The organism is Actinomycetospora sp. TBRC 11914 (genome assembly GCF_012933465.1).
Lineage (GTDB): Bacteria > Actinomycetota > Actinomycetes > Mycobacteriales > Pseudonocardiaceae > Actinomycetospora.
In genome coordinates this window covers 1-24,234 of record NZ_JABBND010000027.1, presented here as the reverse complement: position 1 = coordinate 24,234, position 24,234 = coordinate 1, and the positions used below count along the sequence as shown (strand labels likewise).

Here is a 24,234-nt window from a genome sequence, read left to right as displayed (position 1 = left end):
TCCTCCGTCTCGTCCTCTGGTCCCAGCGCCGGATTCGTCCCGGTCTGGGCGGACGGCCGACACGGGCTGCGCCGACCGCAGCGCAGGCTATGGGCGCCGGGTGGACGAGTGACGCTGGCGAGGTGAACGGGGAATGAACGCGCCCGGCTGCTCACCGCGGGCGTGGGCGGCGACACATCGGGCCAGGTCAGCGGGGGTGTCGGTCGGGCACGGAGGGTAGGCAGGTCCTCACCGACCGGCGTCGTCGTCACCGCCGGATGGCGCAGAGGTGACGTCCGGGAGGCGGAACGAGACGTCGGTCGCATCCACCGCGAACGCCAGCCGGCGGTACGTCGCGACCGCGGCGGCGTTGTCCGCCTCGACGTAGAGGATCACCTCGTCGTGCCCCCGGCCGGCGAGGTGGTGCAGGCCGGCGAGGGTCAGCGCGCCGCCGAGCCCCCGGCCCTGCGCGCCCGGGTCGACCCCCACCACGTAGACCTCGCCCACCGGCCCGCCGTCGCGCGCGCCCTCGGGGTGGACCTTCGTCCAGTGGAAGCCGAGGAGGTCGCCGGTCGCGTCCTCGCGCGCCAGCAGGAACCCCTCGGCGTCGAACCAGGGCTCCTGCTCGCGCCGCCGGACGTCGTCGACGGTCATCGCGCCCTGCTCGGGGTGCCAGGCGAAGGCGCGGGCGTTGACGGCGACGACGTCGGGCTCGTCCTCCCCGACCCGCAGCGGGGAGATCGTGACCCCCTCCACCGGGCGCTGCGCCGGGAGGGGGCCGGCGTCGGCGGGGCGGCGCATCATCCACAGCTCGCGGTCGCGATCGAGGCCGAGCGCGGCGGCGAGCTCGGCCGATCCCGGACGTTCCCCGTGCGCCCAGACCCGCGCCTGGCCGGGCCGGACCGCCGGGTCGGCCAGCAGGGCCCGCGCCAGCGACGTCGCCACCCCGTGCCGCCGCGCGCCGGGCGCGACCCCGAGCTCCACCACGACGTCGTCGGGGTCGGCGGTGTCCACGTGGGCCCAGGCGGCGAGGGACCCGTCGTCGGCTCGCACCACGAGGTGCCGGCCGTGACCGGTCGGGGTCGCGAGGTCGAGCAGCACCGCCTCGGACCACGCGTCGACCCCGTCGGCGTGGCGCACCGCGGTGACGAGGTGCCCGATCGCCTCGCGGTCCTCGGGCGTCGGGTCGATCCACTCGGGCTCGGTCTCGCGGGACGCGGGGATGGTCACGGCGCGACGCTATCCCCCGCGCCCGCCGTGACCGAGCGTCCGGCCGTGTCCCGTCAGGCTCCCCCGGCCCAGGCCGCCGGGCGCACCACGCGCCCGTCCGCGTCCCAGGACCCGGCCCGTCCGGGCTCCTCGTCGTCGGCCGCCTCCGCGTCGTCGAGGGCCAGGCCCGTCGTCGAGCCCGTCTCGGTGGAGGACGCGAGCACCCCGCGCACCGGCCGGACGAACTTGTAGCCGACGTTGCGGACGGTCCCGATCAGCTGCTCGTGCTCCGAGCCGAGCTTCGCGCGGAGCCGCCGGACGTGGACGTCGACGGTGCGCGTGCCGCCGAAGAAGTCGTAGCCCCAGACCTCCTGCAGCAGCTGGGCGCGGGTGAACACCCGGCCTGCGTGCTGGGCGAGGTACTTCAGCAGCTCGAACTCCTTGTAGGTGAGGTCGAGCGGGCGGCCGCGCAGCCGCGCGGTGTAGGTGGCCTCGTCGATGACGAGCTCGCCGAGCACGAGGGCGCCCTCGCCGCTCGAGCTGTCCGACGAGCGGCGGGCACGGAGCAGGCGCAGCCGCGCGTCGACCTCGGCGGGGCCCGCGCCCGGGAGCAGGACCTCGTCCACGCCCCACTCCAGGGAGACGGCCACGAGGCCGCCCTCGGTGAGCACGGCGATCACCGGGACGTCGAGCCCGGTGGAGCCCAGGAGACGGCACAGGCTCCGGGCGGCGGCGAGGTCGTGGCGGGCGTCGACCAGGACGGCGTCGTGCGGTCCGGCGTCGAGCAGGGCGGCCACTTCGGGGGCGGCGGTCCGCAGCCCGTGGGGTAGCAGGGTCAACGACGGCAGCACTGACGTCGGTTCGGGGTCGGCGGTGAGCAGCAGCAGCTCCACGCGATTCTCCCTCCACAGTCGTGCGGATCACCTTAGCCGCGTTCACCGCGCTGTCACGGGGTCGCGCGTTGCACGTCACGTGGCGGCCGCTCTCTACGCTGTCGCAGGTGCGGACGGGCGGGTCCGCACGGCGATCCCTGGGAGTGGTGCGTGTGACGGCGGCCGTGGTCACCCTCGCGGTCATCGTCGTGGCGGGGGCGGTGGTGCTCGCCGTCGGTCTGCGGCGGCGACGCCCGGCGTCGGGACCCGGCGCGGGCGGGGACAGCGAGCCGGAGACACCACCGACGGGCACCCCCGCGGCCGGACTGTTGCCGACCGACCTGGCCGCCCGCGACGGCCGCCTCGTCCTGCTCCAGTTCTCCTCGGCGTTCTCGCGCTCCTGCCGGGACACCCACAGCGTGCTCGACGACGTCGCGGCCGAGCTCCCCGGCCTCGTCCACCGCGACGTCGACCTGGCCACGCGCCCCGAGCTCGTGCGCCTGCTCGGCCTGCAGGGCACGCCGACGACGCTGCTGGTGGACGGGCGCGGGCGCGAGCTGCTGCGGGTGAGCGGCGTGCCCCGGCGGGCGGCGCTGGTGAGCGCGATCGAGCCGCACCTCCCCGCGGGGGATTGATCCGGCTCACGGATGACCTCGGCGGGTCCGTCCCGGTAGCGTGACCGCCGTGGACGAGGGCCTGACACGGCGGCGCGCGGTGGACCTGTGCCGCGTCGACAGCTGCCTGTGTCCGGGTGTCGCTCGCGCGGCCTGACCCCCGCCGCCCCGGATCGTTCCCGGGCCACCGGCACCGCGCGACCGACACCCCGGGTCGCTCGCGGCCGCGGGGACCGCACCCCGACGTCCCTTCCAGGCATCCGTCCACGCGGCGGATCGCCGTCCATCCCGATGAGGAGTCACGCATGAGCCGCCAGGACGCCCTGGTCACCGCCGACTGGGCCGAGGAGAACCTGGACGCACCCGGAGTGGTGTTCGTCGAGGTCGACGAGGACACCACGGCCTACGACGGCGGGCACATCCCCGGTGCCGTCAAGATCGACTGGAAGACCGAGCTGCAGGACCAGGTCCGCCGCGACTTCGTCGACAAGGCCGGCTTCGAGAAGCTGCTGTCGTCGAAGGGCATCGCCAACGACGACACCGTCGTGCTCTACGGCGGCAACAACAACTGGTTCGCCGCCTACGCGTACTGGTACTTCAAGCTGTACGGGCACTCCGACGTGAAGCTGCTCGACGGCGGGCGCAAGAAGTGGGAGCTCGACGGCCGCAAGCTGGACTCGGCGGTGCCGGAGCGCAAGGCCACCGACTACACCGCGAAGGAGCAGGACCTCTCGATCCGCGCGTTCCGCGACGAGGTCGTCGACGCGATCGGGTCGAAGAACCTGGTCGACGTCCGCTCGCCCGACGAGTTCTCGGGCAAGCTGCTCGCCCCGGCGCACCTCCCGCAGGAGCAGGCGCAGCGCGGCGGCCACATCCCCTCGGCGCTCAACGTGCCGTGGTCGAAGGCCGCGAACGAGGACGGCACCTTCCGCTCCGACGAGGAGCTCCGCGAGCTCTACGGCGCCGAGGGCCTCGACTCCTCGCGGTCGACCATCGCGTACTGCCGCATCGGCGAGCGCTCCTCGCACACCTGGTTCGCCCTGCACGAGCTGCTGGGGGAGCCCGACGTCAAGAACTACGACGGTTCGTGGACCGAGTACGGCTCGCTGGTCGGCGTGCCGGTGGAGACGGGAGACGGCAAGTCCTGATGTGTGGATCCCCTGACCAGAACGCGGACCTGCCCGCCGGCACCGACCTCACCAAGGAGTCGGTGCTCGTCGGGAAGGTGACCAACAGCGGCTCGCCGGTCGGCGGCGCCTTCGTGCGCCTGCTCGACTCGACCGGGGAGTTCACCGCCGAGGTCGTCTCCTCCGCGACCGGCGACTACCGGTTCTTCGCGGCCCCGGGCAGCTGGACCGTGCGGGCGCTGTCGCGCTCGGGCAACGGCCAGGCCGACGTCTCCGTCGGCGGCCCGGGCCTGTACACCACCGAGGTGCCGGTGGGCTAGTCACCCCCGAGATGCCAGCGAAGCGTCGTTGCTGGCATCCAGTGGCAGGAAAGCCACATCGTCGACGCGCTCGAGGACCCGTCCCGCCCCGTTCCCGGGTGGGGCGGGTCCTCGTCGTTAGGGTGGCCGGGTGGCCTGGGTCTACACGGTCCTCCTCGCCGCGTGCAGCGCCGGGATCCTCTCCTACGCGCTGGTGCTGACGAGGCGGCTCTTCCGCGACGAAACCGACGCCGGCACGCCGGGGCGGTCCTCGTGACCGGGCCCGAGGAGGTCGGCCCGGCGGACGCGACCGTCCCCGACCTGCCCGAGGGCCTCTCCGGCAACGAGGCCATCCGCGCCGCCGAGGAGCGCGCCGAGCACACCCGCGCCCGCAACCTGCCGGCGTGGGGGGACCTGCCGGTCGCCGACGACACCGCGAACCTGCGGCTCGGCCCGGACCTGAACGACGCGCTGCTGCCGCTGCTCCCGCTCATCGGGGTCTGGCGCGGCGAGGGCGAGGTCGTCTACCCGACGATCGACGGCCCGTTCCACTTCGGCCAGCAGATCACCGTGGCCCACGACGGGCGCCCGTTCCTGTCCTGGGAGGCGCGCTCCTGGCTGCTCGACGGACCCGGCGGCGCCGTCGTCCGGCCGGCGGCGCGCGAGGTCGGCTGGTGGCGGCCCCAGGCCGACGGCACCCTCGAGCTGCTCCTCGCCCACCAGACCGGCGTCGTCGAGATCTTCTACGGCACCGCGCGGACGCAGACGTCGTGGGAGCTGCAGACCGACGCCGTCGTGCGGACCGCCAGCGCCAAGGAGGTCACGGCGGCGACGCGGCTCTACGGCATCGTCGACGGCGGCGACCTCGCCTACGTCGACGAGCGCGCGATGATGGGCCAGGAGCTGCAGCCGCACACGTCGGCGCGGCTCACCCGCGTCGTGGGCTAGGTGCGCCGGCGCGCTCGTGAGCAGAAAGTGCCGTTATAGCGACACTTTCTGCTCACGAGCCGAAGGCACCTCGTGGGGCAGGACGCCGAGGGCGTTCGCGACGAGGCCGCCCAGGTCGTCGGCGTCCACCCCGCACAGCGTCGCGGCGGCGGGCGCGGGCACGCCGCTGCGCAGCAGCGTCACCGCCACCCGGCCCGGCTCCTCGCCCCGCTCGAGCGCGGCGACGCCCGCGAGCGCGGCCCGCGGGTCGCCGACGAGGGCGCCGAGCAGGCGCTCGACGGCCGCGTCCGGCGTGGGCGCCCCGGCCCGGGGCGCGGCCGGCTCGGTGACCGGGTCCTCCTCGGCGTCCGCGGTGGTGACGGCCGGGGCCCGACGAGGCACCGCCGGTTCGGTGACCGGGTCCTCGTCGGGCGCGGCCACCGCGCCGGGCGCGGCCACCTCGGCGGCCCGTGTCTCGTCGCGCTGCGCGCGCGCCGCCCGCCGCCCGGCCCGTGCGCCCGCGAGGAGCAGCACCACCGCGACCACGAACAGCACCGCCGCGACGACGATCCACGTCGTCGGCGTGTGCAGCAGACGCTCCCACGTCGTTCCCGCGTCCATGGCCGGAGAACCTACGCGCCCGGCCACTCGACGCCGTCCGCGATCGACCCGTCAGGCGCCCGCCGCGTCGTCCTGACCGGTCGAACGGCTCTCCGGGGCCGGCTGCGGCGGCGGCCCGGGGCGCAGCGGCACCGGGGCGCCGGGCGGCGGCGGACCGTAGGGCGGGCCGTACGGACCCCGCGGACCCCGCTGGGGGCCGGGGCCCCACGGCCGGGGCTGCGGGCTCGGGCGCCCGGAGTTCGCGACCAGCTCGTCGAGGTGGTTCTTCACCCGCACCAGCTCGTCGAACACCGAGTCCCGCTGCGAGCGGAGGTCGGCCAGCGCGGCCCGCGACTCGGCGTGCTCGGCGAGCAGCGACTCCGCGGCCTTGCTGCGGACCAGCTGGGCCTCCTGCTCGGCCGCCTGCAGGATGCCGCGCAGCCGCTCGTTGAACGCGTCCACGCCGCCCGGCTCCTCCGGGCCGGACCCGGCCGCGGGGGCCGGCGACGCGGCCGACGCGTCGACCGGCGGCGGCGTGGTCGGCGATCCCTCCTGCAGCGTGGCGGCGAGTTCACCCCGCGCCGGTGGGGCCTCGGGCGGCTCGGACCGGCGCCGTTCGCGGACGGCGAGCTGGGCCCGCAGCTGCGCCACCATGCGGCGCAGGCCGGCCACGTGCTCGTCGACCTGGGTGCGGTCGTACCCCCGCAGGACGACGTCGAAGTGCGGCCCTTCGGCCTCCTCCGGCGCGTCCGGCAGGTCCAGGTAGTGCTCGGCGTCGGGGGGAGTGCGGCCCCGCTCACCCGTCGTCATACATCACCTCGTCGGGGCCCGGGCTGGGGTGCCGGGCGCGGTGTCGATGGTAGGGAGGGGGTTCCCGGCGACGCGAGACGCCGAACGGCCGTTCCCGACGTCGTGCGGACACCCGGGGGTGCGCACGACGCGCCTACGATCGGTGGGGTGGACACCGAACTGCGACAGACGCTGCACCGTCGCGGCCTGCGCATGACGCCGCAGCGCCAGCTGGTGCTCGACGCGGTCTCCGATCTGGGGCACGCCACCCCCGAGGCGATCTGCGCCAAGGTGCAGGAGATCGCCCCCGCCGTGAACATCACCACCGTCTACCGGACGCTCGACCTGCTCGAGCAGCTCGGCATCGTGCGCCACACCCACCTCGGCCACGGTGCCCCCACCTACGCCACCGGCGAGCACGAGCACGTCCACCTCGTGTGCCACCGGTGCGGCACCGTGGACGAGGTGGACGCCTCGCTGCTCGACGACCTGGCCGGGACGCTGGCCGCGCGGGCCGGCTTCACGCTCGACCCGACACACGTCGCGCTGTCCGGGCTGTGCACCCGCTGCGACGCCGAGAGCGACGAGGAACCGGTCGCCCACGCCGCCTCGTCGGGGGAAGGACCCGCATGACCCGCTCACCGCTGCTGGATCTGCCCGGGGCGATCGGCCACCCCGACGGTCCCGACGCCGGCCCGGACGCCGGCGTCGCGTCCCACCACGGCGACCCGTTCGCCGACCAGCGCGCCGCGACGCGCCGCGCGGCCGTCGTCGACCGCTCGCACCGCGGCCTCGTCGTCGTCACCGGGCCCGACCGCACGACGTGGCTGCACCTGCTGGTCTCCCAGCAGGTGGCCGACCTGCCCGAGGGCGCGGGGACCGAGGGCCTCGTCCTCGACGTCCAGGGCCGCGTCGAGCACCACGCGGTCATCAGCCACGTCGACGGCGCGATCTGGCTGTCCGTGGAACCGGGCGCCGCCCCCGGGCTGGCGGCCTACCTGGAGTCGATGAAGTTCTGGTCCGACGTCTCCGTGCGGGACGCGACGGACGAGTTCGCCCAGCTCTCGGTGCTCGGGCCGCAGGTCACCGACGTGCTGACCACCGCCGGCGTCGAGGTCCCGGCCGGTCCCGAGGGTGCCGGCCCGCTGCCCGGCGGCGGGGTCGTGCGACGCGTGCCGTGGCCGCTGGAGGAGACGTCGGTCGACCTGCTCGTGCCGCGGGCCGGGCTCGTCGACTGGTGGGAGCGGCTGCGCGGCGCCGGGGCGGCCGCGGCGGGCCTGGACGCCTTCGAGGCGCTGCGCGTGGCCGCGCTGCGCCCGCGTCTGGGGGTCGACACCGACGAGCGGACGATCCCGCACGAGGTGGGCTGGATCGGCGCCGCGGTGCACCTGACCAAGGGCTGCTACCGCGGGCAGGAGACCGTGTCACGGGTCGCCAACCTCGGCCGGCCCCCGCGGCAGATGGTGCTGCTGCACCTCGCGTCCGGCGACGACGCGCTCCCGCCCCCCGGGACCCCGGTCCTGAGCGCGGAGGGCGGGCGCGCGGTCGGGCGCGTCGGGACCGCGGTGCGCCACCACGAGCTCGGCTCGGTCGCCCTCGCGCTGGTGAAGCGGTCCGCGGTGGCCGGGACGAGCGAGTCGGGCCCGACGACGCTGTGGGTCGCCGACGACCGCGACGAGGGCGTGCCCGGCCCGGCGACCATCGACCCGGACTCGGTGCCGCCCGACACCGGCGAGCCGCCCGGGCGGGCCGCGGTGCGCCGGCTGCAGGGGTGACCACCGGCCCGGCGCTGGTCACCCGCGCGGACGTCGACGCCGCGGCCGCCGTGCTCGACGGGGTCGCGGTCCGCACCGCCGTCGATCCCCTGCCCGGCGTCCCGGGCCTGCTGCTCAAGCGCGAGGACACCCAGCCGATCGGGGCCTTCAAGCTGCGCGGCGCCTTCCACGCGGCGGCGCGGCTCTCGCCGGCGGTGCGGGCGGCGGGCCTGGTGACGCACTCGTCGGGCAACCACGGCCGGGCGCTGGCCTGGGCCGCGGCGCGCCTCGGGGTCCCGTGCACCGTGGTCGTCCCCGACGACGCCGTCGCGGCCAAGGTCGAGGCGATGGCGGCCCTCGGGGCCCGGCTGGTCCGGGTGCCCGCCGACGAGCGCGAGTCCGCCGCCGACGCCGTGGTGGCCGAGACGGGCGGCGCGCTGGTGCCGCCGTACGACCACCCCGACGTCATCGCCGGCCAGGGCACGGTCGGCGCCGAGATCGCCTCGCAGATCCCCGACGTCGACCGCGTCCTCGTCCCCGTGGGAGGTGGCGGCCTGATCTCGGGGATCGCGGCCGCGCTGGCCGGGACCGGGGTGTCGGTGGTGGGTGTCGAACCGGAGCTGGCCGGGGACGCCGCCGAGTCGAAGCGGGCCGGGAGGCCGGTGCGGTGGGAGCGGGCCCGGGTGGCCCGCACCGCCGCCGACGGGCTGCGGGCGGCGCGGCTCGGGGACCTCACGTGGCCCCACGTGCAGGCGCTGGTGGACGACGTCGTCACGGTGCCCGAGGCCGCCATCGCACGGGCCGCCCGGCTGCTGCACGCCGCGGGCGTGCCGGCCGAGGCGAGCGGGGCCGTGGCGACGGCGGGGGCCCTCGAGCACCCGGCGCTCGCCGGGCGCCGGACGGTCGCCGTCGTCAGTGGCCGGAACGCCGACCCCGCCTGGGTGGCGCAGGTCCTCGCCGCGTGACGACCGGCGCCCGCTCGGGGTCGTCCGGTCGACGCGCGCCCCGCTCGGGTGGGTGACAGCGCGGGGTGCCGTCCCGCACCATGGACGCCATGATCGAGTTCCGACAGGGTGGTCGGCGGCGCATCGACCGCGTCCTCGACCCCGGTTTCCTGGCGGCGATCGGGGACCGGTCGATGGAGGAGCTCCGGGCGATGCGCGACGACGCCGCCCAGGAGGAGACCGATCTCTCCTACCTGCGCCGCCTGCTGCACGCGCGCATGGACATCGTGCGCTTCGAGGAGCACCGCCGCGCCGGTGACGACGGCGGCTCGGTGATGGACGCGCTGCCGCGGATCCTGGCCGACAACGCGCTCGGCCCGGCCGCAGGTCGCGGCCGGCACCAGACGGTGGAGCCCTCGCGCGCCGAGTCGCACCGGCGCCACGTCGAGGCGCTGCTGGCCGACACCGGGCTCTCCGACGTCGCCACGCTCTCCGACGCCGAGCTCACCGAGTGCACCGAGGCGTACGCCGCCGAGGAGTCCTCGGTGTCCGACCACCGCATCCGGGTCCAGCAGGTCATGGACGCCTGCAACGACGAGATCGCCCGCCGGTACCGCGAGGGCTCGGCCTCGGTGGACGACCTGCTGCGCCGGGAGCGCGAAGGAGCCTGACGGCATGTGAGTGCTTTTCGTCGCTGGGACGACCAAGAGCACTCACACACGCTGTTGCGCACGGCACTCGACTCGCTGCCGACAGGAGCTTGTGAGCGCACTTGGTCGTCCCAGCGACGAAAAGCACTCACATGGCCTCCGGCCTAATTGGCCCGCTCCCGGATCGCGCGGCCGGCCCAGAAGTCCCGCAGCCGCCGGTAGCTCGCCATCGCCTTCTCCGCGTCGCCCTCGCGCAGCGCGTCGAGGGCCTCGCCGACGTCCTCGGCGGAGGTGTCGGCGGCCAGCGTCTCGTCATCGAGCAGCTGGACCAGGCCGCCGTAGTCGAGCTCGACGAGCGACCCGGCGTCGAAGTGGCGCAGCCATCGCGCGGTGTCGCGGAGGACCTCGGCCGGGCCGCCGTCGCCGAGCGCGGAGCTGAGGAGCTCGGCGGCGGAGTCGGCCCGGGCGAGCGCGTCCGCCATCGCCACCCGCCAGTAGCAGCGCCGGCGGACCCCGGAGCCGGCCGGGGCGTCGGCGGTCGCCGGGTCGTCGCGGCCGAGCACGAGCACGCGGTCGGCGGCCTCCACGAGGACGAACCACGGCAGCGGCACCGTCCAGGTCGCCGACACGACGTGGGTCGCGCTCTCCCCCAGCTCGGCCACCACGGCCTCCGCCCGCGACCGGGCAGCGGACTCCTCGTAGTGCAGCGCCGCGGCCCGCAGCACCGGGGACTCGGTGGAGAGGAACCCGACGAGGGCCGCCGCGGCCCGCGGCCGGGTGTCCAGCGGGCAGACGAGGGTGGTGGGCCCGAACCGGGGCGGCGCGGGCGAGGCCTCGCCCGGCGGCGGAGCGTCCGCCCCGTCGGCCAGCAGGACGTCGACGGGACCGTCGGTCGCCGTCCCGTCGATGCGCTCCCCGGGCAGCAGACGCACCGGAGCACCCAGCTGTGCTCGGAGACACACGTCGCGTTCGCGGACCCCCGCCTGGGTGACGGGGACGGCGCCCCGAGCCAGTCCGGCCCGCACACGCTGGGCCAACGGCCCCGGCAGCGCCCCCAACGGTTCGTAGACGCGGAGGTAGCAGGCGAAGGGGGCTGGCACGGGCGCGATGGTGCCATGTCACGTCGCACGCCCGTTCGGACACACGGTATGGTGGAGCCACGAGCATTGCTATGAGATGAGGGGGGCCGCCGGGACCGTCCGGCCGCCCCCCGCCCTGTTCGAGGGGGTCATTGCCCATGGGACGCGGACGAGCCAAGGCGAAGCAGACGAAGGTCGCTCGCGAGCTCAAGTACAGCTCCCCGACCACCGACTTCGACGCCCTCCAGCGGGAGCTGGCATCGGGAGACCCGTTCTCCCGGCACGCGGGCGACGAGGACGACCACGTCGACTCCCGCTACTCCGAGTACAGCTACGAGGAGCGCTGACCCTCCCGGGTCACGCCTCCCGGGCTTCACCTCACTGATCGCCGGGCACCCCGCCCCGTCCACCGGCCCGTACCGGGCCAGGGGACGGGGCGGACTTCGGTGCGCCCTCTCCGGGACACACCGCGGCGAGACAGGGACGGGGAGCGATGGCGAAGGCGTTCAGCGAGGGTGACCAGGTCCAATGGAACTGGGGGAACGGCACGGGTGAGGCCACCGTGAAGGAGGTCCACACCGAGCGGGTCGAGCGGAAGATCGCCGGTAAGAACCAGACCCGCAACGGCAGCGACGACAATCCGGCCTACGTGCTGGAGCAGTCCGACGGCCGTCAGGTCCTGAAGCTCCACAGCGAGCTCGGGAAAGCGTAGGTGCCTCCGGCTCGTGAGCAGAAAGTGCCGGTATACCGACACTTTCTGCTCACGAGGCCGAAGGCCACCTAGAAGCGCGGGTGGTCGCCGTGCAGGACGGCCGACGCCGGGGTGCCGGCGCCGCCGTCGGCGTGGCGGATCGCGCCGAGGACCCACGCCGGCACGTGCTTCGCGGTGAGCACCGCGAGGGCCCGGTCGACGTCCTCGGCGGGAACGATCGCCACCATCCCGACGCCCATGTTGAAGGTCGTCTCCATCTCGGCGCGGTCGACCCGACCGCGGCCGGCGATGAGCTTGAACACCGGGTCCGGGGTCCACGTCGAGCGGTCGAGGTCGGCCCGCAGGCCGTCGGGCAGCACCCGCGCCAGGTTGGCGCACAGGCCGCCGCCGGTGACGTGGGCGAACGTCCGGACGTCGGTCTCCGCGGCGAGGGCGAGGCAGTCGCGGGCGTAGATGCGCGTGGGCCGCAGCAGCTCCTCGCCGAGGGTGTGGCCGAACTCCTCGACGTGCCCGTCGAGCGACATCCGCCCGATCTCGAGCAGCACCCGCCGGGCCAGCGAGTAGCCGTTGGAGTGCAGCCCGGACGCGGCCATGGCGATGACCTGGTCGCCGGCCCGGACGCGGTCGGGGCCCAGCACCGCGTCGGCCTCCACGACCCCGACGCCGGTGGCCGAGAGGTCGTAGTGGTGGGGCTCCATCACCCCGGGGTGCTCGGCGGTCTCCCCGCCGAGCAGCGCGCACCCGGCGATCCGGCACCCCTCGGCGATCCCGGAGACGATGGCCTCGACCTTCGCCGGGTCGAGCCGGCCGATGGCCAGGTAGTCCTGGAGGAACAGCGGCTCGGCGCCGCACACGACGAGGTCGTCGACGACCATCGCGACGAGGTCGAGCCCGACGGTGTCGTGCTTGTCCGCCGCCTGCGCGACCGCGATCTTGGTGCCGACGCCGTCGGTGGAGGCGGCCAGCAGCGGCTCGGTGTACTTCGAGGTCCGCAGCGCGAACAGTCCGGCGAAGCCGCCGATGCCGCCCATCACCTCGGGTCGCGACGTCGAGGCCGCGAGGGGCTTGATGCGCTCGACGGCCCGTTCCCCGGCGGCCACGTCGACGCCCGCGGCGGCGTAGCTGGCCGCGCCGGAGCCGCGGCCCGGGCCCTCGACGTGCGCGTCGAGGCCGGTCACGGGCGCGAGAGGGCGTCCTCGGCGCCGTAGCCGGGGCTCGAGCGGGTGGTCGGGACGGTCTGCACCGCCGCGGCGTTCACCGGCACCGGCACGCCGGACCGGGTGCCCGTCCCCTCGTGCACGACGTTGCCCGAGTCACCGCACGGGGTCCCGGTCACGTCCTCGAGCATGTGCTTGCCGACCATCGCCTCGTCGGGCAGCGCGATGGGGTACTCGCCGGAGAAGCAGGCGGTGCACAGCCGCGAGCGGGGCTGCTCCGTGGCCGCGACCAGGCCGTCCTGGGAGATGTAGCCCAGGCTGTCGGCCCCGACCGAGCGGCGGATGCCCTCGTTGTCCAGGCCGTTGGCCACGAGCTCGGCGCGCGAGGCGAAGTCGATGCCGTAGAAGCAGGGCCAGCGCACCGGCGGGCTCGCGATCCGCACGTGGACTTCGACCGCCCCGGCCTCGCGCAGCATGCGCACCAGGGAGCGCTGGGTGTTGCCGCGGACGATGGAGTCGTCCACCACCACCAGCCGCTTGCCCCGGATGACCTCGCGCAGCGGGTTGAGCTTGAGCCGGATGCCCAGCTGCCGGATGGTCTGCGAGGGCTGGATGAAGGTGCGGCCGACGTAGGCGTTCTTGACCAGGCCCATGCCGTAGGGGATGCCGGAGGCCTCGGCGTAGCCGACGGCCGCGGGCGTCCCCGACTCCGGCACCGGGATGACGAGGTCCGCCTCGGCCGGGTGCTCGGCGGCGAGCCGCCGGCCGATCTCGACGCGGGCGGAGTGGACGCCGCGACCGGCGATCGAGGTGTCCGGGCGGGCCAGGTAGACGTACTCGAAGATGCAGCCCTTGGGCTCGGGGGCGGCGAAGCGGGAGGACCGCAGGCCGTCGGCGTCGATCGCGAGCAGCTCGCCGGGCTCGACCTCGCGCACGAAGGACGCGCCGACGATGTCGAGCGCGGCGGTCTCGGAGGCCACCACCCAGCCGCGGTCGAGGCGCCCCAGGACCAGCGGGCGTACGCCGTGGCGGTCGCGGGCGGCGTAGAGGGTGGTCTCGTCGCAGAAGGCCAGGCTGAACGCGCCGCGCAGGTCGGGCAGCAGCCGCAGCGCCGCCTCCTCCACCCCGAGGTCGGCGGCGGACTCCGCGAGCAGCCCGGTGACCACGTCGGAGTCGGTGGTGGCGGCCATCCGGGCCCGCCCGTCGGGGACACCGTCGGGGAGCTTGCGGCCCACCAGCTCGGCGGTGTTGACGAGGTTGCCGTTGTGGCCCAGGGCGATGCCGGTGCCCGCCGTCGTCGTCCGGAACGTGGGTTGCGCGTTCTCCCACGTCGGCGAGCCGGTCGTCGAGTAGCGGGTGTGCCCGACGGCGAGGTGGCCGCGCAGCGAGGAGAGGGTCTGCTCGTCGAAGACCTGGCTCACGAGGCCGAGGTCCTTGAACACCACGATCTGGCGCCCGTCCGACACCGCGATCCCGGCGGCCTCCTGGCCGCGGTGCTGCAGCGCGAACAGACCGAAGTACGTGAGCTTCGACACCTCCTCCCCGGGGGCCCAGACCCCGAAGACCCCGCACTCCTCGTGGGGGACGTCGTCGGTGCTGGTGTCGGGACGGGACGGCTCCGGACCGGGACCGGCTGCGACCACCGAGGGGCTCCTCGAGACGGGGGTGGGAGGCACCTCCCAGGGTACGTGCGCGGCCCGCCGCGGTCGCGGGTCACGGCCGTCACGCCTGCCGACCCGTCGTCGGGAATCCTCAGGAAACGGACGGACCGGTCACCGCGTCGCGCGCGGGTCCGGGCCAGGGCGGTCCGGCCGGGTCGCGCAGCACGTCCCCGATGTCCTCGCGCGGCAGCGCGGCGGCGAAGTGCCAGCCCTGGCCCTCGTCGCACCCGAGCCGGCGCAGCCGCGCCGCCTGCGCCGCCGTCTCGACGCCCTCCGCGCACACCGTCATGCCGAGGGCGTGGCCGAGCTCGACGAGGGTGCCGAGGATGCGCTCGTCGACCGGGTCGGCCGCGTCGGCCTCGCGGAGGCCCTCCCCGAACGACCCGTCGAGCTTGATGACGTCGACCGGGAGCTTGCGCAGGTAGGACAGGTTCGAGTAGCCGGTGCCGAAGTCGTCGATGGCGATGCGCACCCCGAGCGCGCGCAGCCCGTCGAGAGCCTTGAGCGGGGCACCCTCGTCACTGGTCAGCGCCCGTTCGGTGAGCTCGATCTGCAGCAGGTGCGGCGGCAGGCCGGTCTCGGCGAGCACCACCTCGACGTCGCCGAGCAGGTTCGGCTCGTGCAGCTGCCGCGGCGCGACGTTGACCGAGACGAACGGGGCGGCGTCGCCGAACTCGTCGTACCAGCGCCGGGCGTCGCGGCAGGCCCGGACCAGCACCCAGTGCCCGAGGGCCACGATCGCGCCGGTCTCCTCGGCCAGCCCGATGAAACGGCCCGGCCCGAGCACCCCCAGCTGCGGGTGGTGCCAGCGGACGAGGGCCTCGACGCCGCGCATCCCGTGGTCGGACATCGCGACCAGCGGCTGGTAGAGCGCGAAGAACTCCTCGCGCTCGATCGCGACCGGCATCGCCGCGGACAGCGCGAAGCGGGTGACCTCGGCCTCGTCGCGGCTCGGGTCGTGCAGCGCCCACCGGCCGCGGCCGTCGGCCTTGGCGGAGTAGAGGGTGATGTCGGCCGCGCGCATGAGGTCGGAGGTGTCGCCGTCGGCGACGGGCCGTTCGACGATGCCGATGCTGGCGGTGACGGAGAGCTCCTGGCCGGCCAGGACGAGCGGGCGGCCGAGGGCGTCGAGGAGCCGCTCGGCCAGCGCCACGAGCTGGGCGACGCCGCGGGAGTTCTCCACGAGGACGACGAACTCGTCGCCGCCCATCCGCGCCACCAGCTCGCCGTCGGTGGCCTGCTCGGCCAGCCGCGTCGCGACGGCCTGGAGCATGAGGTCGCCGACCTCGTGGCCGAGGCTGTCGTTGACCGCCTTGAACCCGTCGAGGTCGAGGAAGCAGATGCCGATGCGCCGGGCCGAGTGCGGCGGGGTGCTGTCGAAGATGCGCTCGATGCGCGCGGAGAAGAGCGCGCGGTTGGGCAGCGTCGTCAGGGTGTCGTGATAGGCCTGGTACTCGAGGTGGGACTGGAGCAGGTGCCGCTCGGTGACGTCCTCGAGCATCGCGACCTGGTAGGCGGGGTCACCGTGCTCGTCGCGGACCAGCGAGAGCGTCAGGTTGCAGATGATCTCCTCGCCGTCCTTGCGGTAGAACCGCTTCTCCACCCCGAAGTTGTCCAGCTCCCCGGCGAGCAGCCGCTCGTACTGCACCCACACCGACGGCAGGTCGTCCGGGTGCGCGAGCTCCCCGACGGTGCGGCGGCGCATCTCCTGCGCGGTGTAGCCGAACAGCTCGGTGAGCTTCGGGTTGACCTCGACGATGCGGCCCTGCAGGTCGCCGAGGCCGATGCCGATCGCGGCCTCGTAGAACATCGCGCGGAACCGGGCCTCGCTGGCGTGCAGGGCCTGCTCGGTCTGGTGCCGCGCGACGATCACCGCCCGCCGGATGGCCTCCTGCTCGTCGAGGGTGCGGTCGCGCAGCGTCGTCGAGTAGCCCGCGGCCAGCGCGCCGATCAGCACGGTGACGTCCGCGCGGACCTCGTCGCCGAGCAGCTCGGGCAGCCGGGTGGCGAGCAGGACGATCGTGCGCTCCACCGTCGACGGGCCGGTGAAGTGGGCGGCGACGAGGCGGCGGCCCGCCTCCAGGCCCACCCCGGTGTCGGCGGGGCGGGCGCGGAGGGCCGCCACGAGGTCGGCGCTGATCTCGGTGAGGTACTCGACGAGCTCGTCGGACCCCATCGGGACGTAGCTGGTGCCCTCGACCTCGGCGGCCCAGTCGCGCGCGAGCGCGTGGACGGCGTCCCCGTCACGACGGGCGTCGTCCTGGTCCGGCGGGCGTGGTCGCAGCCCGGCGCGCCCCGGCTCAGTCACGGCGCCCGACGCCCGCGTACCCGGGGTTGCGGTCGGCCCCCGCGGGGACCGGGCCGTCCGGGCGCCAGAACGGGAGCCCGACGACGCCGGGGTCGAGCAGGGTGAAGCCGTCGAAGAAGCCGACGACCTCGTCGTGCGGGCGCATCGACATCGGCGTGGCCGTGCGGCGGTAGAGCGCCACGTGCTCGTCGGCCTGCTCCGGCGGCATGATGTCCGCCGACGCGTGGCTCAGCACCAGGTGGCTGCCGGGGGCGAGCGCGTCGCGGTAGCGGGCGAGCGCGTCCGCCGGCCGGCGCTCGTCGCCGACGAAGTGCAGCAGCGCCACGACGAGCAGGGCCACCGGCCGGTCGAGGTCGAGCACCGCCCGCGTCATCGGGTCGCCCAGCACGGCGTCGACGTCGAGGAAGTCGGCGTGCACGACGCCGGTGCGGGTGTCGTCGGCGAGCAGGGCCCGGGCGTGCGCGACGGCCACGGGGTCGATGTCGACGTAGACGACCCGCGCCGTGGGGTCCTCGGCCTGGGCGACCTCGTGGACGTTGCCCACGGTGGGGATGCCCGACCCGACGTCGAGGAACTGGTCGATGCCCTGCGCGGCGCAGTACCGGACGGCGCGGCGCATGAAGGCCCGGTTGGCCTGCATGACGCGGGGCAGGTCGGGCCAGTCGGCGATCGCCGCGCGGGCCATCTCGCGGTCGACCGCGAAGTTGTGGCTGCCGCCGAGGTAGTAGTCGTAGACGCGCGCCGCACTCGGACGGTCGATGTCGACCTCCTGCGGAGCCCAGGCCGGTCGCGTCACTGGCTCCCCTTCCCCCCGGTCACCGTGAGCATACGACCGACCCCCGCCGGTGGGTGCGGTCTCGGACGGATGACCCGTCACGGTCGGCGATCACCACGGCGCGTCCCCGGTCGACGTCGTCGCGTCGACGAGGGGCAGCCAGTGGCCGACCTGCGGGGCGCGGTGGCCCGACGCGCGGACGGCGCCGGCCGCGACGGCCGCGTCGAACTCCGTCCGCCCGAGCGCGAGGGCGCACCAGGTGCGGGGATCGGTCTCGACGACGTTGGGCGGCGTGCCCCGGGTGTGGCGAGGCCCATCGATGCAGTGTACTGCGCCGAACGGCGGAACTCGCATCTCGACGCTGCGGCCCGGGGCGAGGTGCTCGAGCGCGGCGAGCGACGTGCGGACCGCCGCCGCGCGGACCGCCCGGGGCGGGGCGGGCACGGTGTCGTCGGGGGTCGGGCCGTCGGGGCGCGCGTCCACCCAGGCGGCGACCGCGGCCAGGGCGTCGCGCACCTCGTCGGGGGCGGGGGCGCGTCGGTTCGGCATGGTTCCCCCGAATCTAGGCCGTCGGGCGGGGAGCCCGCCGGTGCCGCCCGCCGTCGGGGCACCTGCCAGGCTGGCACCGTGCTGCGACGCGCGCTCGGGGTGCTGGTGCTGGCCGTCCTCGCGGTGTGGGCGCGGGGGCTCGCGGCCGCGCAGACGATGGAGGCCGACCACGCGGCCTACTGGCGCCGCCGCGGGCGCTCCCCCGGGGACGTGCTGCTCGTCGCGCTCGGCGACTCGCTCGCCCAGGGCATGGGCTCGATCCACCCCGAGCGTTCCTGGGCCGGGCGGCTGGCCGACGCGATGGAGGCCCGGACCGGGCGCCGGGTGCGCGTGCTCTGCCTCGGCGTCGTCGGCGCCGGCGTGGCGGACGTCCTCGCCGACCAGCTCCCCCGGGTCCCCGGGGCCGCGCTGCGCGGCGAGCCGGGCACCCTCGTCGCGGTCGAGGTCGGCACCAACGACGCCTCGGGCGGCACCGAGCCCGAGGAGTTCCGCCGGCTGCTGGGCGAGCTCTGCGCGGCGCTGCCGAGCGGGTCGCTGGTGGGCGACGTGCCCGACCTCAAGTACGGCCGCACCCGGGCCGCGGGCGCCCGGCTGTCCGCCGTGGCCCGGGAGGTCGTCGGGGCGCGGTCCGACCTGCGGCTGGCGCGGGTCGAGGCCGCCACCCGGGGGCTGATCCCGTGGGAGTGCGGCCCGGACCTCGCGCACCCGAACGCGCTGGGCTACCGGCGGATGGCGCGGGCGTTCACGGCGGCGCTGGGGAGCTGAGGTCCCGCCCCGGCCCTGGGATGAGCGAACGGCGCCGTCCTCGCGTCCAACGCCAGGAATGTGCCATTGCCGGCGTCGGGCGGCCCCGGAACCCGATGAGCGAACGGCGCCGTCCTCGCGTCCAACGCCAGGAATGTGCCATTGCCACCGGCCCGGGGACGGTCCGACGTCAGGCGTCGAGCACCGCGGGCAGGGTGGCCCGGGAGAGGGTGCCCAGCTCGGCGACGTCCAGCGGGTCCACGCCCTCGATCGCCAGGACGTCGCCCCCGACCCGGCCGAGCCGCGCGGCGGGCTGGCCGAGCTCGACGCAGAGCCGCGCGAGGTCGGCCTCGGCGACGGCCGGGACGCTCACCAGCATCCGGCCGGCCGACTCGGAGAAGAGCGCGGCCGCGGCGTCGAGCCCGCCGGGCGGCGGCGTCACCGTCGCGCCGCGCCCCGAGACCACCGCGGCCTCCACCAGGGCCTGCGCGAGGCCGCCGTCGGAGACGTCGTGCGCCCCGGAGAGGAGCCCGGCGGCGGCGCCGCGGGCCATCACCTCGACCAGCCGGGCCTCCGCGGCCAGGTCGCAGGCGGGCGGGCGGCCACCGAGGTGGTCGTGCACGACGCCGGCCCAGGCCGAGCCGTCGAGCTCGTCGCGGGTCTCGCCGAGCAGCCACACCGCGTCGCCGTCGGGCCCGAACCCGGACGGCACCGCCCGGCGCACGTCCTCGACGAGCCCCAGCACCCCGACGACGGGCGTCGGGAGGATCGCCGTCGTCCCGGTCTGGTTGTAGAAGCTGACGTTGCCGCCGGTCACGGGGACGCCGAGCTCGGCGCACCCCTGCGCGAGGCCCTCGACCGCCTCGGCGAACTGCCACATCACGCCCGGGTCCTCGGGGGAGCCGAAGTTGAGGCAGTCGCTGACCGCGACCGGACGCGCCCCGGTCGCCGCGACGTTCCGCACCGCCTCGGCGAGCGCGAGCCGCGCGCCCTCGCGGGGGTCGAGCAGGCAGAAGCGGGCGTTGCAGTCGACCGACAGCGCGATGCCGCGGTCGGCGGCGTCGTCGAGGCGCAGCACGCCGGCGTCGGTCGGGGTGGCGGCGGTCGTGTTACCGCGGACGTAGCGGTCGTACTGGTCGGTGACCCACTCCCGCGACGCCAGCTGGGGGGACGCGGCGAGCCGGGCGACGGTCTCGGCCAGCTCGGCGGGCGTGGCCGGGCGGGCCAGGCCCGCCGTGGTGTCGGCCTGCAGCGCGTCCTGGCTCTCCGGGCGGGCCAGCGGCCGGTGGTAGACGGGGCCGTCGTGGGCGACGGTGCGCGGCGGCACGTCGACGACGGTCTCGCCGCCCGCGGTGATCCGCAGGTGCTCGCCGTCGGTGACCTCGCCGATGACGGTCGCCGTGACGTCCCAGCGCTCGCAGACGGCCATGAAGGCGTCGACGTTCTCCGGGGTCACCACCGCGCACATCCGCTCCTGCGACTCCGAGGAGAGGATCTCGGCGGGCGTCATGTCCTTCGCCCGCAGCGGCACGGCGTCGAGGTCGATGGCCATCCCGCCGTCGCCGGCGCTCGCGAGCTCGCTGGTCGCGCAGGACAGCCCGGCGCCGCCGAGGTCCTGGATCCCGACGACGAGGCCCGCGCGGTAGAGCTCGAGGCAGCACTCGATGAGGACCTTCTCGGCGAACGGGTCGCCGACCTGCACGCTCGGCAGCTTCTTGTGCCCGCCGCCGCCCGCCGACCCGGTGAACGTCTCCGAGGCCAGCACCGACACCCCGCCGATGCCGTCGAGCCCGGTGCGCGCGCCGAAGAGCACGATCTTGTTGCCGACCCCGGAGGCGAACGCGAGGTGGAGGTCCTCGGAGCGCAGCACCCCGACGCAGAGCGCATTGACCAGGGGGTTGCCCGCGTAGGTGGGGTCGAAGACGACCTCGCCGCCGAGGTTGGGCAGCCCCAGGCAGTTGCCGTAGAACCCGACGCCGGAGACGACGCCGGGCAGCACGCGTGCGGTGTCCGGCGCGTCGAGCGGGCCGACCCGCAGGCCGTCCATGACGGCGACCGGCCGTGCGCCCATCGCCATGATGTCGCGGACGATCCCGCCGACGCCGGTGGCGGCCCCCTGGTGGGGCTCGACGTAGGACGGGTGGTTGTGCGACTCGATCTTGAAGGTGACCGCCCAGCCGTCGCCGACGTCGACCACCCCGGCGTTCTCGCCGATGCCGGCGAGCAGGTGGCGGCGCATCTCGTCGGTCGTCGTCTCGCCGAAGCGGCGCAGGTGGACCTTGCTCGACTTGTAGGAGCAGTGCTCGGACCACATCACCGAGTACATGGCGAGCTCGGCGTCGGTCGGCCGGCGGCCGAGGATCTCGCGGATGCGCGCGTACTCCTCGTCGCGCAGCCCCAGGGCGGCGTAGGGCTGCTCGCGCCCGGGGGTGGCGGCGGCGGTCTCGACGGTGTCAGCGGGCTCGGCGGAGGTGGGGGCGGCCTGCGCGGTCACGTCATCGACCCTACGCACGCGAGCGAGCGGGGACGCCGTACGTGCTCCTCCCCACGACGAGCGTGATCCAAACGACCCGAACGGTTGACGAGAGCGCCGCAGCGTGTTCGACAGGTCACTCGTCGTGCGTCACCGACCGCACATCTCACTCACTGCGCGTGTCGATCGATCGGGTGGCCGCTCGCGGTGCGACCACGACGTCTCGGCGAGTCCCCGCATGGCGTGTCGTGTCGATCCGCGTGACTGTCGGACCCCGGATCCATGATGACGCCATGACCGCAGCATCCGTCCGCGCACAGAGGGTCGGCACCGCGTCGGCGGCGGCCTCCTCGTCCGCCGAGCGCGCCGCCGCCGCGCGGCCCGATCCGCTGGCCGCCCTCTCCCTCGTCCTCGACCGTGAGCTCACCGAGGTCCGCCGTCACCGTCTCGACACCGAAGGACGCGTGCCGGCGAGCGTCGCGCCGTACGTCGACCCCTCCCGGGGCATGCTCGAGCTGGTCTTCGACGGTGCCTCCGGGCCGGTGGTCCTCGCCATCGCGCCGGGCGCCCGGGGCGACACCATCGTCCCGGTGCTCCCCGCCCCGGCGCCCGAGGGCGACGACGGGACGGACGTCGGCGGCGAGGCACCGTTCGACGAGGTGGTGGGCGACGCGCTGGAGGACGTCGACCGGGTCGTCGGGCACGTCGAGCGGCCCGACGAGATGCGGGGCCTGGTCCTGCACCTCGGCGGCCGGATGGTGATGGTCTACGCCGACCTGTGGGAGCTGCGGGTCACGCTGCTGCCGTGAGGCGGGCGAGCACCGAGCTGAAGAGCCCGAGCCCGTCGGTGCTCGGCCCGGTGAGCGCGTCGATGGCGTGCTCCGGGTGGGGCATGAGGCCGACCACGCGGCCGTCGGCCGAGCTCACCCCCGCGATGTCGTGCAGCGCACCGTTGGGGGCCGGCTCGGCGTAGCGGAACACCACCTGGCCCTCGCCCTCGAGGCGAGCCAGGGCCTCGTCGTCGGCGACGAAGCGGCCCTCACCGGACTTCAGCGGCACCGTGATCTCGGCGCCGTCGGTGAAGTCGGCCGTCCAGGCGGTACCGGCGTTCTCCACCCGCAGCCGGATCTCGCGGCAGATGAAGCGCAGCCCGGAGTTGCGCACGAGGGCGCCGGGCAGCAGGCCCGCCTCGCAGAGGATCTGGAAGCCGTTGCAGATCCCGAGGACCGGCAGCCCCCGGTCCGCGGCCTCGACGACCGGGCCCATGACGGGCGAGCGCGCGGCGATCGCGCCGGCGCGCAGGTAGTCGCCGTAGGAGAAGCCGCCCGGGACGACGACCGCGTCGACGCCCTGCAGGTCGGTGTCCCGGTGCCACAGCGACACCGCCTCGCCGCCGGCGTAGCGGACCGCCCGGGCCGCGTCGACGTCGTCGAGCGTGCCGGGGAAGGTGATCACCCCGACGCGCGCGCTCACGCCTGCGCCCCGTCGGACACCGTCGACCCCCGCCGCACGACCCACTCCTCCATCACCGGGTTCGCGAGCAGCGTGCCCGCGATCCGCTCCAGCTCGGCGTCGGACACGTCGTCGTCCACCTCGAGGACGAAGTGCTTGCCCTGGCGGACGTCGGCCACGCCGGTGACACCCAGGCGCCCCATCGCGCGGGCCACGGCCTGGCCCTGGGGGTCGAGGATCTCGGCCTTCGGCAGGACGTCGACGATCACGCGTGCCACGCCGACCACGGTACCGGGTTGCGCGGCGCCCCCGACGGGGAAGAGCCGTGACCATGAGCGCCACCGAACTCGTGCACCTCGGACACGCCTGCCTGGTCGTCGACACCGGCGACGCCCACGTCCTGTTCGACCCGGGCGCCTTCTCCGACGGCTGGCAGACCCTCGAGGGGCTCGACGCGATCCTCGTCACCCACCAGCACTTCGACCACCTCGACGTGGAGCGGCTGCCCGCGCTGCTCGAGCAGAACCCCGACGCCGAGCTCGTCGTCGACCCCGGGACCGCGGACGTCCTGCGCGAGCGCGGCATCCCGCACACCCGCCGCGAGCCGGGCGAGGAGTTCACCGTCGCGGGGACCCGGGTCGAGGTCGTGGGCGCGGACCGCGGCGAGCACGCGGTGATCCACCCGGACATCCCGACGATCGCCAACAACGGCTACGTGCTGCGCGCCGAGGGCGGCACCGTCATGCACCCGGGCGACGCCTACGTCCCGGCCCCGGCCGGCGTCGACGTCCTGCTGCTGCCGACCGGGGCGCCGTGGCTGAAGGTGTCCGAGGCGGTGGACTACCTGCGGGCCGTCGCCCCGCCGGTCGCGGTGCCGATCCACGAGGCGGTGCTCGCGAACCCCGACCTGCACTACGGCCTGTTCGACTCGCTGTCGCCGGAGGGCACCGACGTGCGCGTGCTCGCCCGGGGGGTGGGGACGCCGATGCGGTAGGTGCGCGCCCGACGACGGTGCGCGCGCACCCTCGCCGTCGGGACGCAACCTCCGCGAACCCTCCACCCGTCGGTGACCCGGCGCCCTGACACTCGCCCGCCCACGTCGCCGGTCGAGGAGTCCGGCGACCTCGACGAGGAGGGGCCGTGGACACCCGCGAGCTGATCGAGCACATGCTGGACACCTGGAACGCCAAGGACGAGGCCGCCTGGACCGCCCTGTTCACCGACGACGCGACGCTGACCGCGCCGGGCGGGGTGAGCGGGTCGGGGACGGAGATGGCCTCGATGTTCTTCCGCCTGTGGCAGGAGTCCTTCCCCGACAACCGGTGCCGTGCCGTACGGGCCGTCGGTGGCGAGTCCGGCGGCCTCATGGAGGCGGTGTTCGAGGGCACCCACACCGAGACGCTGCACGCCCCGAGCGGCGACGTCCCCGCCACGGGCCGCCGGGTCAGCGTCCCGTTCGTGAACGTCTGCGAGTTCTCCGGGGAACGGATGACCTACTTCGCCCTCTACTTCGACCAGGTCGAGCTGCTGACCCAGCTCGGGCTCGTCGCCGCGCCGGTC

29 protein-coding genes are annotated in these 24,234 nt (G+C 75.1%); 16 read left to right on the top strand and 13 right to left on the bottom strand.

The features are described 5' to 3' along the window. Nucleotides 1–228: 228 nt before the first annotated feature. Together mshD and HH311_RS28305 are read right to left on the bottom strand one after the other, a co-directional pair. The gene (gene mshD, locus HH311_RS28310; RefSeq protein ID WP_396027470.1) at nt 229–1,170 is read right to left on the bottom strand and encodes a mycothiol synthase; all 942 of its coding nucleotides are present in this window, start codon (nt 1,168–1,170) and stop codon (nt 229–231) included. 92 nt (nt 1,171–1,262) lie between these two features. Then, nucleotides 1,263–2,081, bottom strand: coding sequence for a response regulator transcription factor (locus HH311_RS28305; RefSeq protein ID WP_169187072.1), 819 nt, complete (start codon nt 2,079–2,081; stop codon nt 1,263–1,265). Between the two features lie 152 nt (nt 2,082–2,233). Between HH311_RS28305 and HH311_RS28300 the strand changes: the two genes are divergently transcribed. From HH311_RS28300 to HH311_RS28285, 6 genes are all read left to right on the top strand, one after another. Then, nucleotides 2,234–2,695 (top strand): thioredoxin family protein, encoded by a 462-nt coding sequence (locus tag HH311_RS28300; protein WP_169187071.1) that lies wholly within the window; start codon nt 2,234–2,236, stop codon nt 2,693–2,695. 40 nt (nt 2,696–2,735) lie between these two features. After that, complete coding sequence (locus tag HH311_RS33780; protein WP_396027468.1) at nt 2,736–2,831, top strand: putative leader peptide; 96 nt, start codon at nt 2,736–2,738, stop codon at nt 2,829–2,831. Nucleotides 2,832–2,979: 148 nt separating this feature from the next. Further along, complete coding sequence (locus HH311_RS28295) at nt 2,980–3,822, top strand: sulfurtransferase (RefSeq protein ID WP_169187070.1); 843 nt, start codon at nt 2,980–2,982, stop codon at nt 3,820–3,822. Continuing rightward, nucleotides 3,822–4,121, top strand: a complete 300-nt coding sequence (locus HH311_RS28290; protein ID WP_169187069.1) for a DUF1416 domain-containing protein — start codon at nt 3,822–3,824, stop codon at nt 4,119–4,121. Before HH311_RS28295 ends, HH311_RS28290 begins: the two co-directional genes overlap by 1 nt. Nucleotides 4,122–4,251: 130 nt before the next feature. Continuing rightward, nucleotides 4,252–4,377, top strand: coding sequence for a hypothetical protein (locus HH311_RS32920; protein WP_282439763.1), 126 nt, complete (start codon nt 4,252–4,254; stop codon nt 4,375–4,377). Between the two features lie 44 nt (nt 4,378–4,421). Further along, on the top strand, nt 4,422–5,048 hold the full coding sequence (locus HH311_RS28285; protein ID WP_169187098.1) for an FABP family protein: 627 nt from the start codon (nt 4,422–4,424) through the stop codon (nt 5,046–5,048). Between the two features lie 33 nt (nt 5,049–5,081). Here HH311_RS28285 and HH311_RS28280 read toward each other — a convergent pair whose 3' ends face one another. Both HH311_RS28280 and HH311_RS28275 read right to left on the bottom strand, forming a co-directional pair. Next, complete coding sequence (locus HH311_RS28280; protein ID WP_169187068.1) at nt 5,082–5,648, bottom strand: hypothetical protein; 567 nt, start codon at nt 5,646–5,648, stop codon at nt 5,082–5,084. 51 nt (nt 5,649–5,699) lie between these two features. After that, complete coding sequence (locus tag HH311_RS28275; protein WP_169187067.1) at nt 5,700–6,437, bottom strand: hypothetical protein; 738 nt, start codon at nt 6,435–6,437, stop codon at nt 5,700–5,702. Between the two features lie 147 nt (nt 6,438–6,584). Between HH311_RS28275 and HH311_RS28270 the strand changes: the two genes are divergently transcribed. The 4 genes from HH311_RS28270 to HH311_RS28255 all read left to right on the top strand — a co-directional run bounded on the left by HH311_RS28270 (nt 6,585) and on the right by HH311_RS28255 (nt 9,785). After that, nucleotides 6,585–7,049, top strand: coding sequence for a Fur family transcriptional regulator (locus tag HH311_RS28270; RefSeq protein WP_169187066.1), 465 nt, complete (start codon nt 6,585–6,587; stop codon nt 7,047–7,049). Continuing rightward, nucleotides 7,046–8,191, top strand: coding sequence for a folate-binding protein YgfZ (locus HH311_RS28265; RefSeq protein ID WP_169187065.1), 1,146 nt, complete (start codon nt 7,046–7,048; stop codon nt 8,189–8,191). Before HH311_RS28270 ends, HH311_RS28265 begins: the two co-directional genes overlap by 4 nt. Further along, a complete protein-coding gene (locus HH311_RS28260; protein ID WP_312030463.1) occupies nt 8,188–9,135 on the top strand; it encodes a pyridoxal-phosphate dependent enzyme in 948 nt (315 codons plus the stop codon). The genes HH311_RS28265 and HH311_RS28260 overlap by 4 nt, the downstream gene beginning before the upstream one ends. Nucleotides 9,136–9,224: 89 nt before the next feature. Continuing rightward, entirely contained in the window at nt 9,225–9,785 is a 561-nt protein-coding gene (locus tag HH311_RS28255) for an aerial mycelium formation protein (protein WP_169187064.1), read from the top strand. 143 nt (nt 9,786–9,928) lie between these two features. Here HH311_RS28255 and HH311_RS28250 read toward each other — a convergent pair whose 3' ends face one another. Beyond that, nucleotides 9,929–10,696, bottom strand: a complete 768-nt coding sequence (locus tag HH311_RS28250; protein WP_312030461.1) for a hypothetical protein — start codon at nt 10,694–10,696, stop codon at nt 9,929–9,931. Nucleotides 10,697–11,001: 305 nt separating this feature from the next. Here HH311_RS28250 and HH311_RS28245 point away from each other — a divergent pair, with 305 nt between their 5' ends. After that, nucleotides 11,002–11,190, top strand: a complete 189-nt coding sequence (locus HH311_RS28245; RefSeq protein WP_169187062.1) for a DUF3073 domain-containing protein — start codon at nt 11,002–11,004, stop codon at nt 11,188–11,190. Between the two features lie 146 nt (nt 11,191–11,336). After that, entirely contained in the window at nt 11,337–11,555 is a 219-nt protein-coding gene (locus tag HH311_RS28240) for a DUF2945 domain-containing protein (protein WP_169187061.1), read from the top strand. Nucleotides 11,556–11,623: 68 nt separating this feature from the next. Here HH311_RS28240 and purM read toward each other — a convergent pair whose 3' ends face one another. From purM to HH311_RS28215, 5 genes are all read right to left on the bottom strand, one after another. Further along, nucleotides 11,624–12,733 carry a phosphoribosylformylglycinamidine cyclo-ligase gene (gene purM / locus HH311_RS28235; RefSeq protein ID WP_169187060.1) on the bottom strand — a complete coding sequence of 370 codons (1,110 nt, stop codon included), beginning with the start codon at nt 12,731–12,733 and terminating at the stop codon, nt 11,624–11,626. After that, nucleotides 12,730–14,355: an amidophosphoribosyltransferase gene (gene purF, locus HH311_RS28230; RefSeq protein WP_169187059.1), complete on the bottom strand. Its 1,626-nt coding sequence runs from the start codon at nt 14,353–14,355 to the stop codon at nt 12,730–12,732. Before purF ends, purM begins: the two co-directional genes overlap by 4 nt. A gap of 109 nt (nt 14,356–14,464) precedes the next feature. Next, nucleotides 14,465–16,681, bottom strand: coding sequence for an EAL domain-containing protein (locus HH311_RS28225; RefSeq protein ID WP_312030460.1), 2,217 nt, complete (start codon nt 16,679–16,681; stop codon nt 14,465–14,467). Then, a complete protein-coding gene (locus tag HH311_RS28220; protein WP_169187058.1) occupies nt 16,674–17,477 on the bottom strand; it encodes an SAM-dependent methyltransferase in 804 nt (267 codons plus the stop codon). Before HH311_RS28220 ends, HH311_RS28225 begins: the two co-directional genes overlap by 8 nt. 90 nt (nt 17,478–17,567) lie before the next feature. Beyond that, nucleotides 17,568–18,005, bottom strand: coding sequence for a sterol carrier family protein (locus HH311_RS28215; protein WP_169187057.1), 438 nt, complete (start codon nt 18,003–18,005; stop codon nt 17,568–17,570). 78 nt (nt 18,006–18,083) lie between these two features. On the opposite strand from HH311_RS28215, the gene HH311_RS28210 reads away from it, so the two are divergent. Next, nucleotides 18,084–18,770 (top strand): SGNH/GDSL hydrolase family protein, encoded by a 687-nt coding sequence (locus HH311_RS28210; RefSeq protein ID WP_169187056.1) that lies wholly within the window; start codon nt 18,084–18,086, stop codon nt 18,768–18,770. 169 nt (nt 18,771–18,939) lie between these two features. Here HH311_RS28210 and purL read toward each other — a convergent pair whose 3' ends face one another. Continuing rightward, the gene (purL, locus tag HH311_RS28205; RefSeq protein ID WP_169187055.1) at nt 18,940–21,243 is read right to left on the bottom strand and encodes a phosphoribosylformylglycinamidine synthase subunit PurL; all 2,304 of its coding nucleotides are present in this window, start codon (nt 21,241–21,243) and stop codon (nt 18,940–18,942) included. A 272-nt stretch (nt 21,244–21,515) separates the two neighbouring features. On the opposite strand from purL, the gene HH311_RS28200 reads away from it, so the two are divergent. After that, nucleotides 21,516–22,031, top strand: a complete 516-nt coding sequence (locus tag HH311_RS28200) for a hypothetical protein (RefSeq protein ID WP_169187054.1) — start codon at nt 21,516–21,518, stop codon at nt 22,029–22,031. Here the strand turns inward: HH311_RS28200 and purQ are convergent. Both purQ and purS read right to left on the bottom strand, forming a co-directional pair. After that, nucleotides 22,015–22,695: a phosphoribosylformylglycinamidine synthase subunit PurQ gene (gene purQ / locus HH311_RS28195; RefSeq protein WP_169187053.1), complete on the bottom strand. Its 681-nt coding sequence runs from the start codon at nt 22,693–22,695 to the stop codon at nt 22,015–22,017. The two genes, HH311_RS28200 and purQ, sit on opposite strands and share 17 nt — an antisense overlap. Further along, complete coding sequence (gene purS, locus HH311_RS28190; RefSeq protein ID WP_169187052.1) at nt 22,692–22,952, bottom strand: phosphoribosylformylglycinamidine synthase subunit PurS; 261 nt, start codon at nt 22,950–22,952, stop codon at nt 22,692–22,694. The genes purQ and purS overlap by 4 nt, the downstream gene beginning before the upstream one ends. A gap of 53 nt (nt 22,953–23,005) precedes the next feature. On the opposite strand from purS, the gene HH311_RS28185 reads away from it, so the two are divergent. Both HH311_RS28185 and HH311_RS28180 read left to right on the top strand, forming a co-directional pair. Next, nucleotides 23,006–23,668, top strand: a complete 663-nt coding sequence (locus HH311_RS28185) for an MBL fold metallo-hydrolase (RefSeq protein WP_169187051.1) — start codon at nt 23,006–23,008, stop codon at nt 23,666–23,668. Nucleotides 23,669–23,814: 146 nt separating this feature from the next. Continuing rightward, nucleotides 23,815–24,234: nuclear transport factor 2 family protein (locus HH311_RS28180; protein WP_169187050.1), on the top strand; the 420-nt coding region annotated here is incomplete at its 3' end.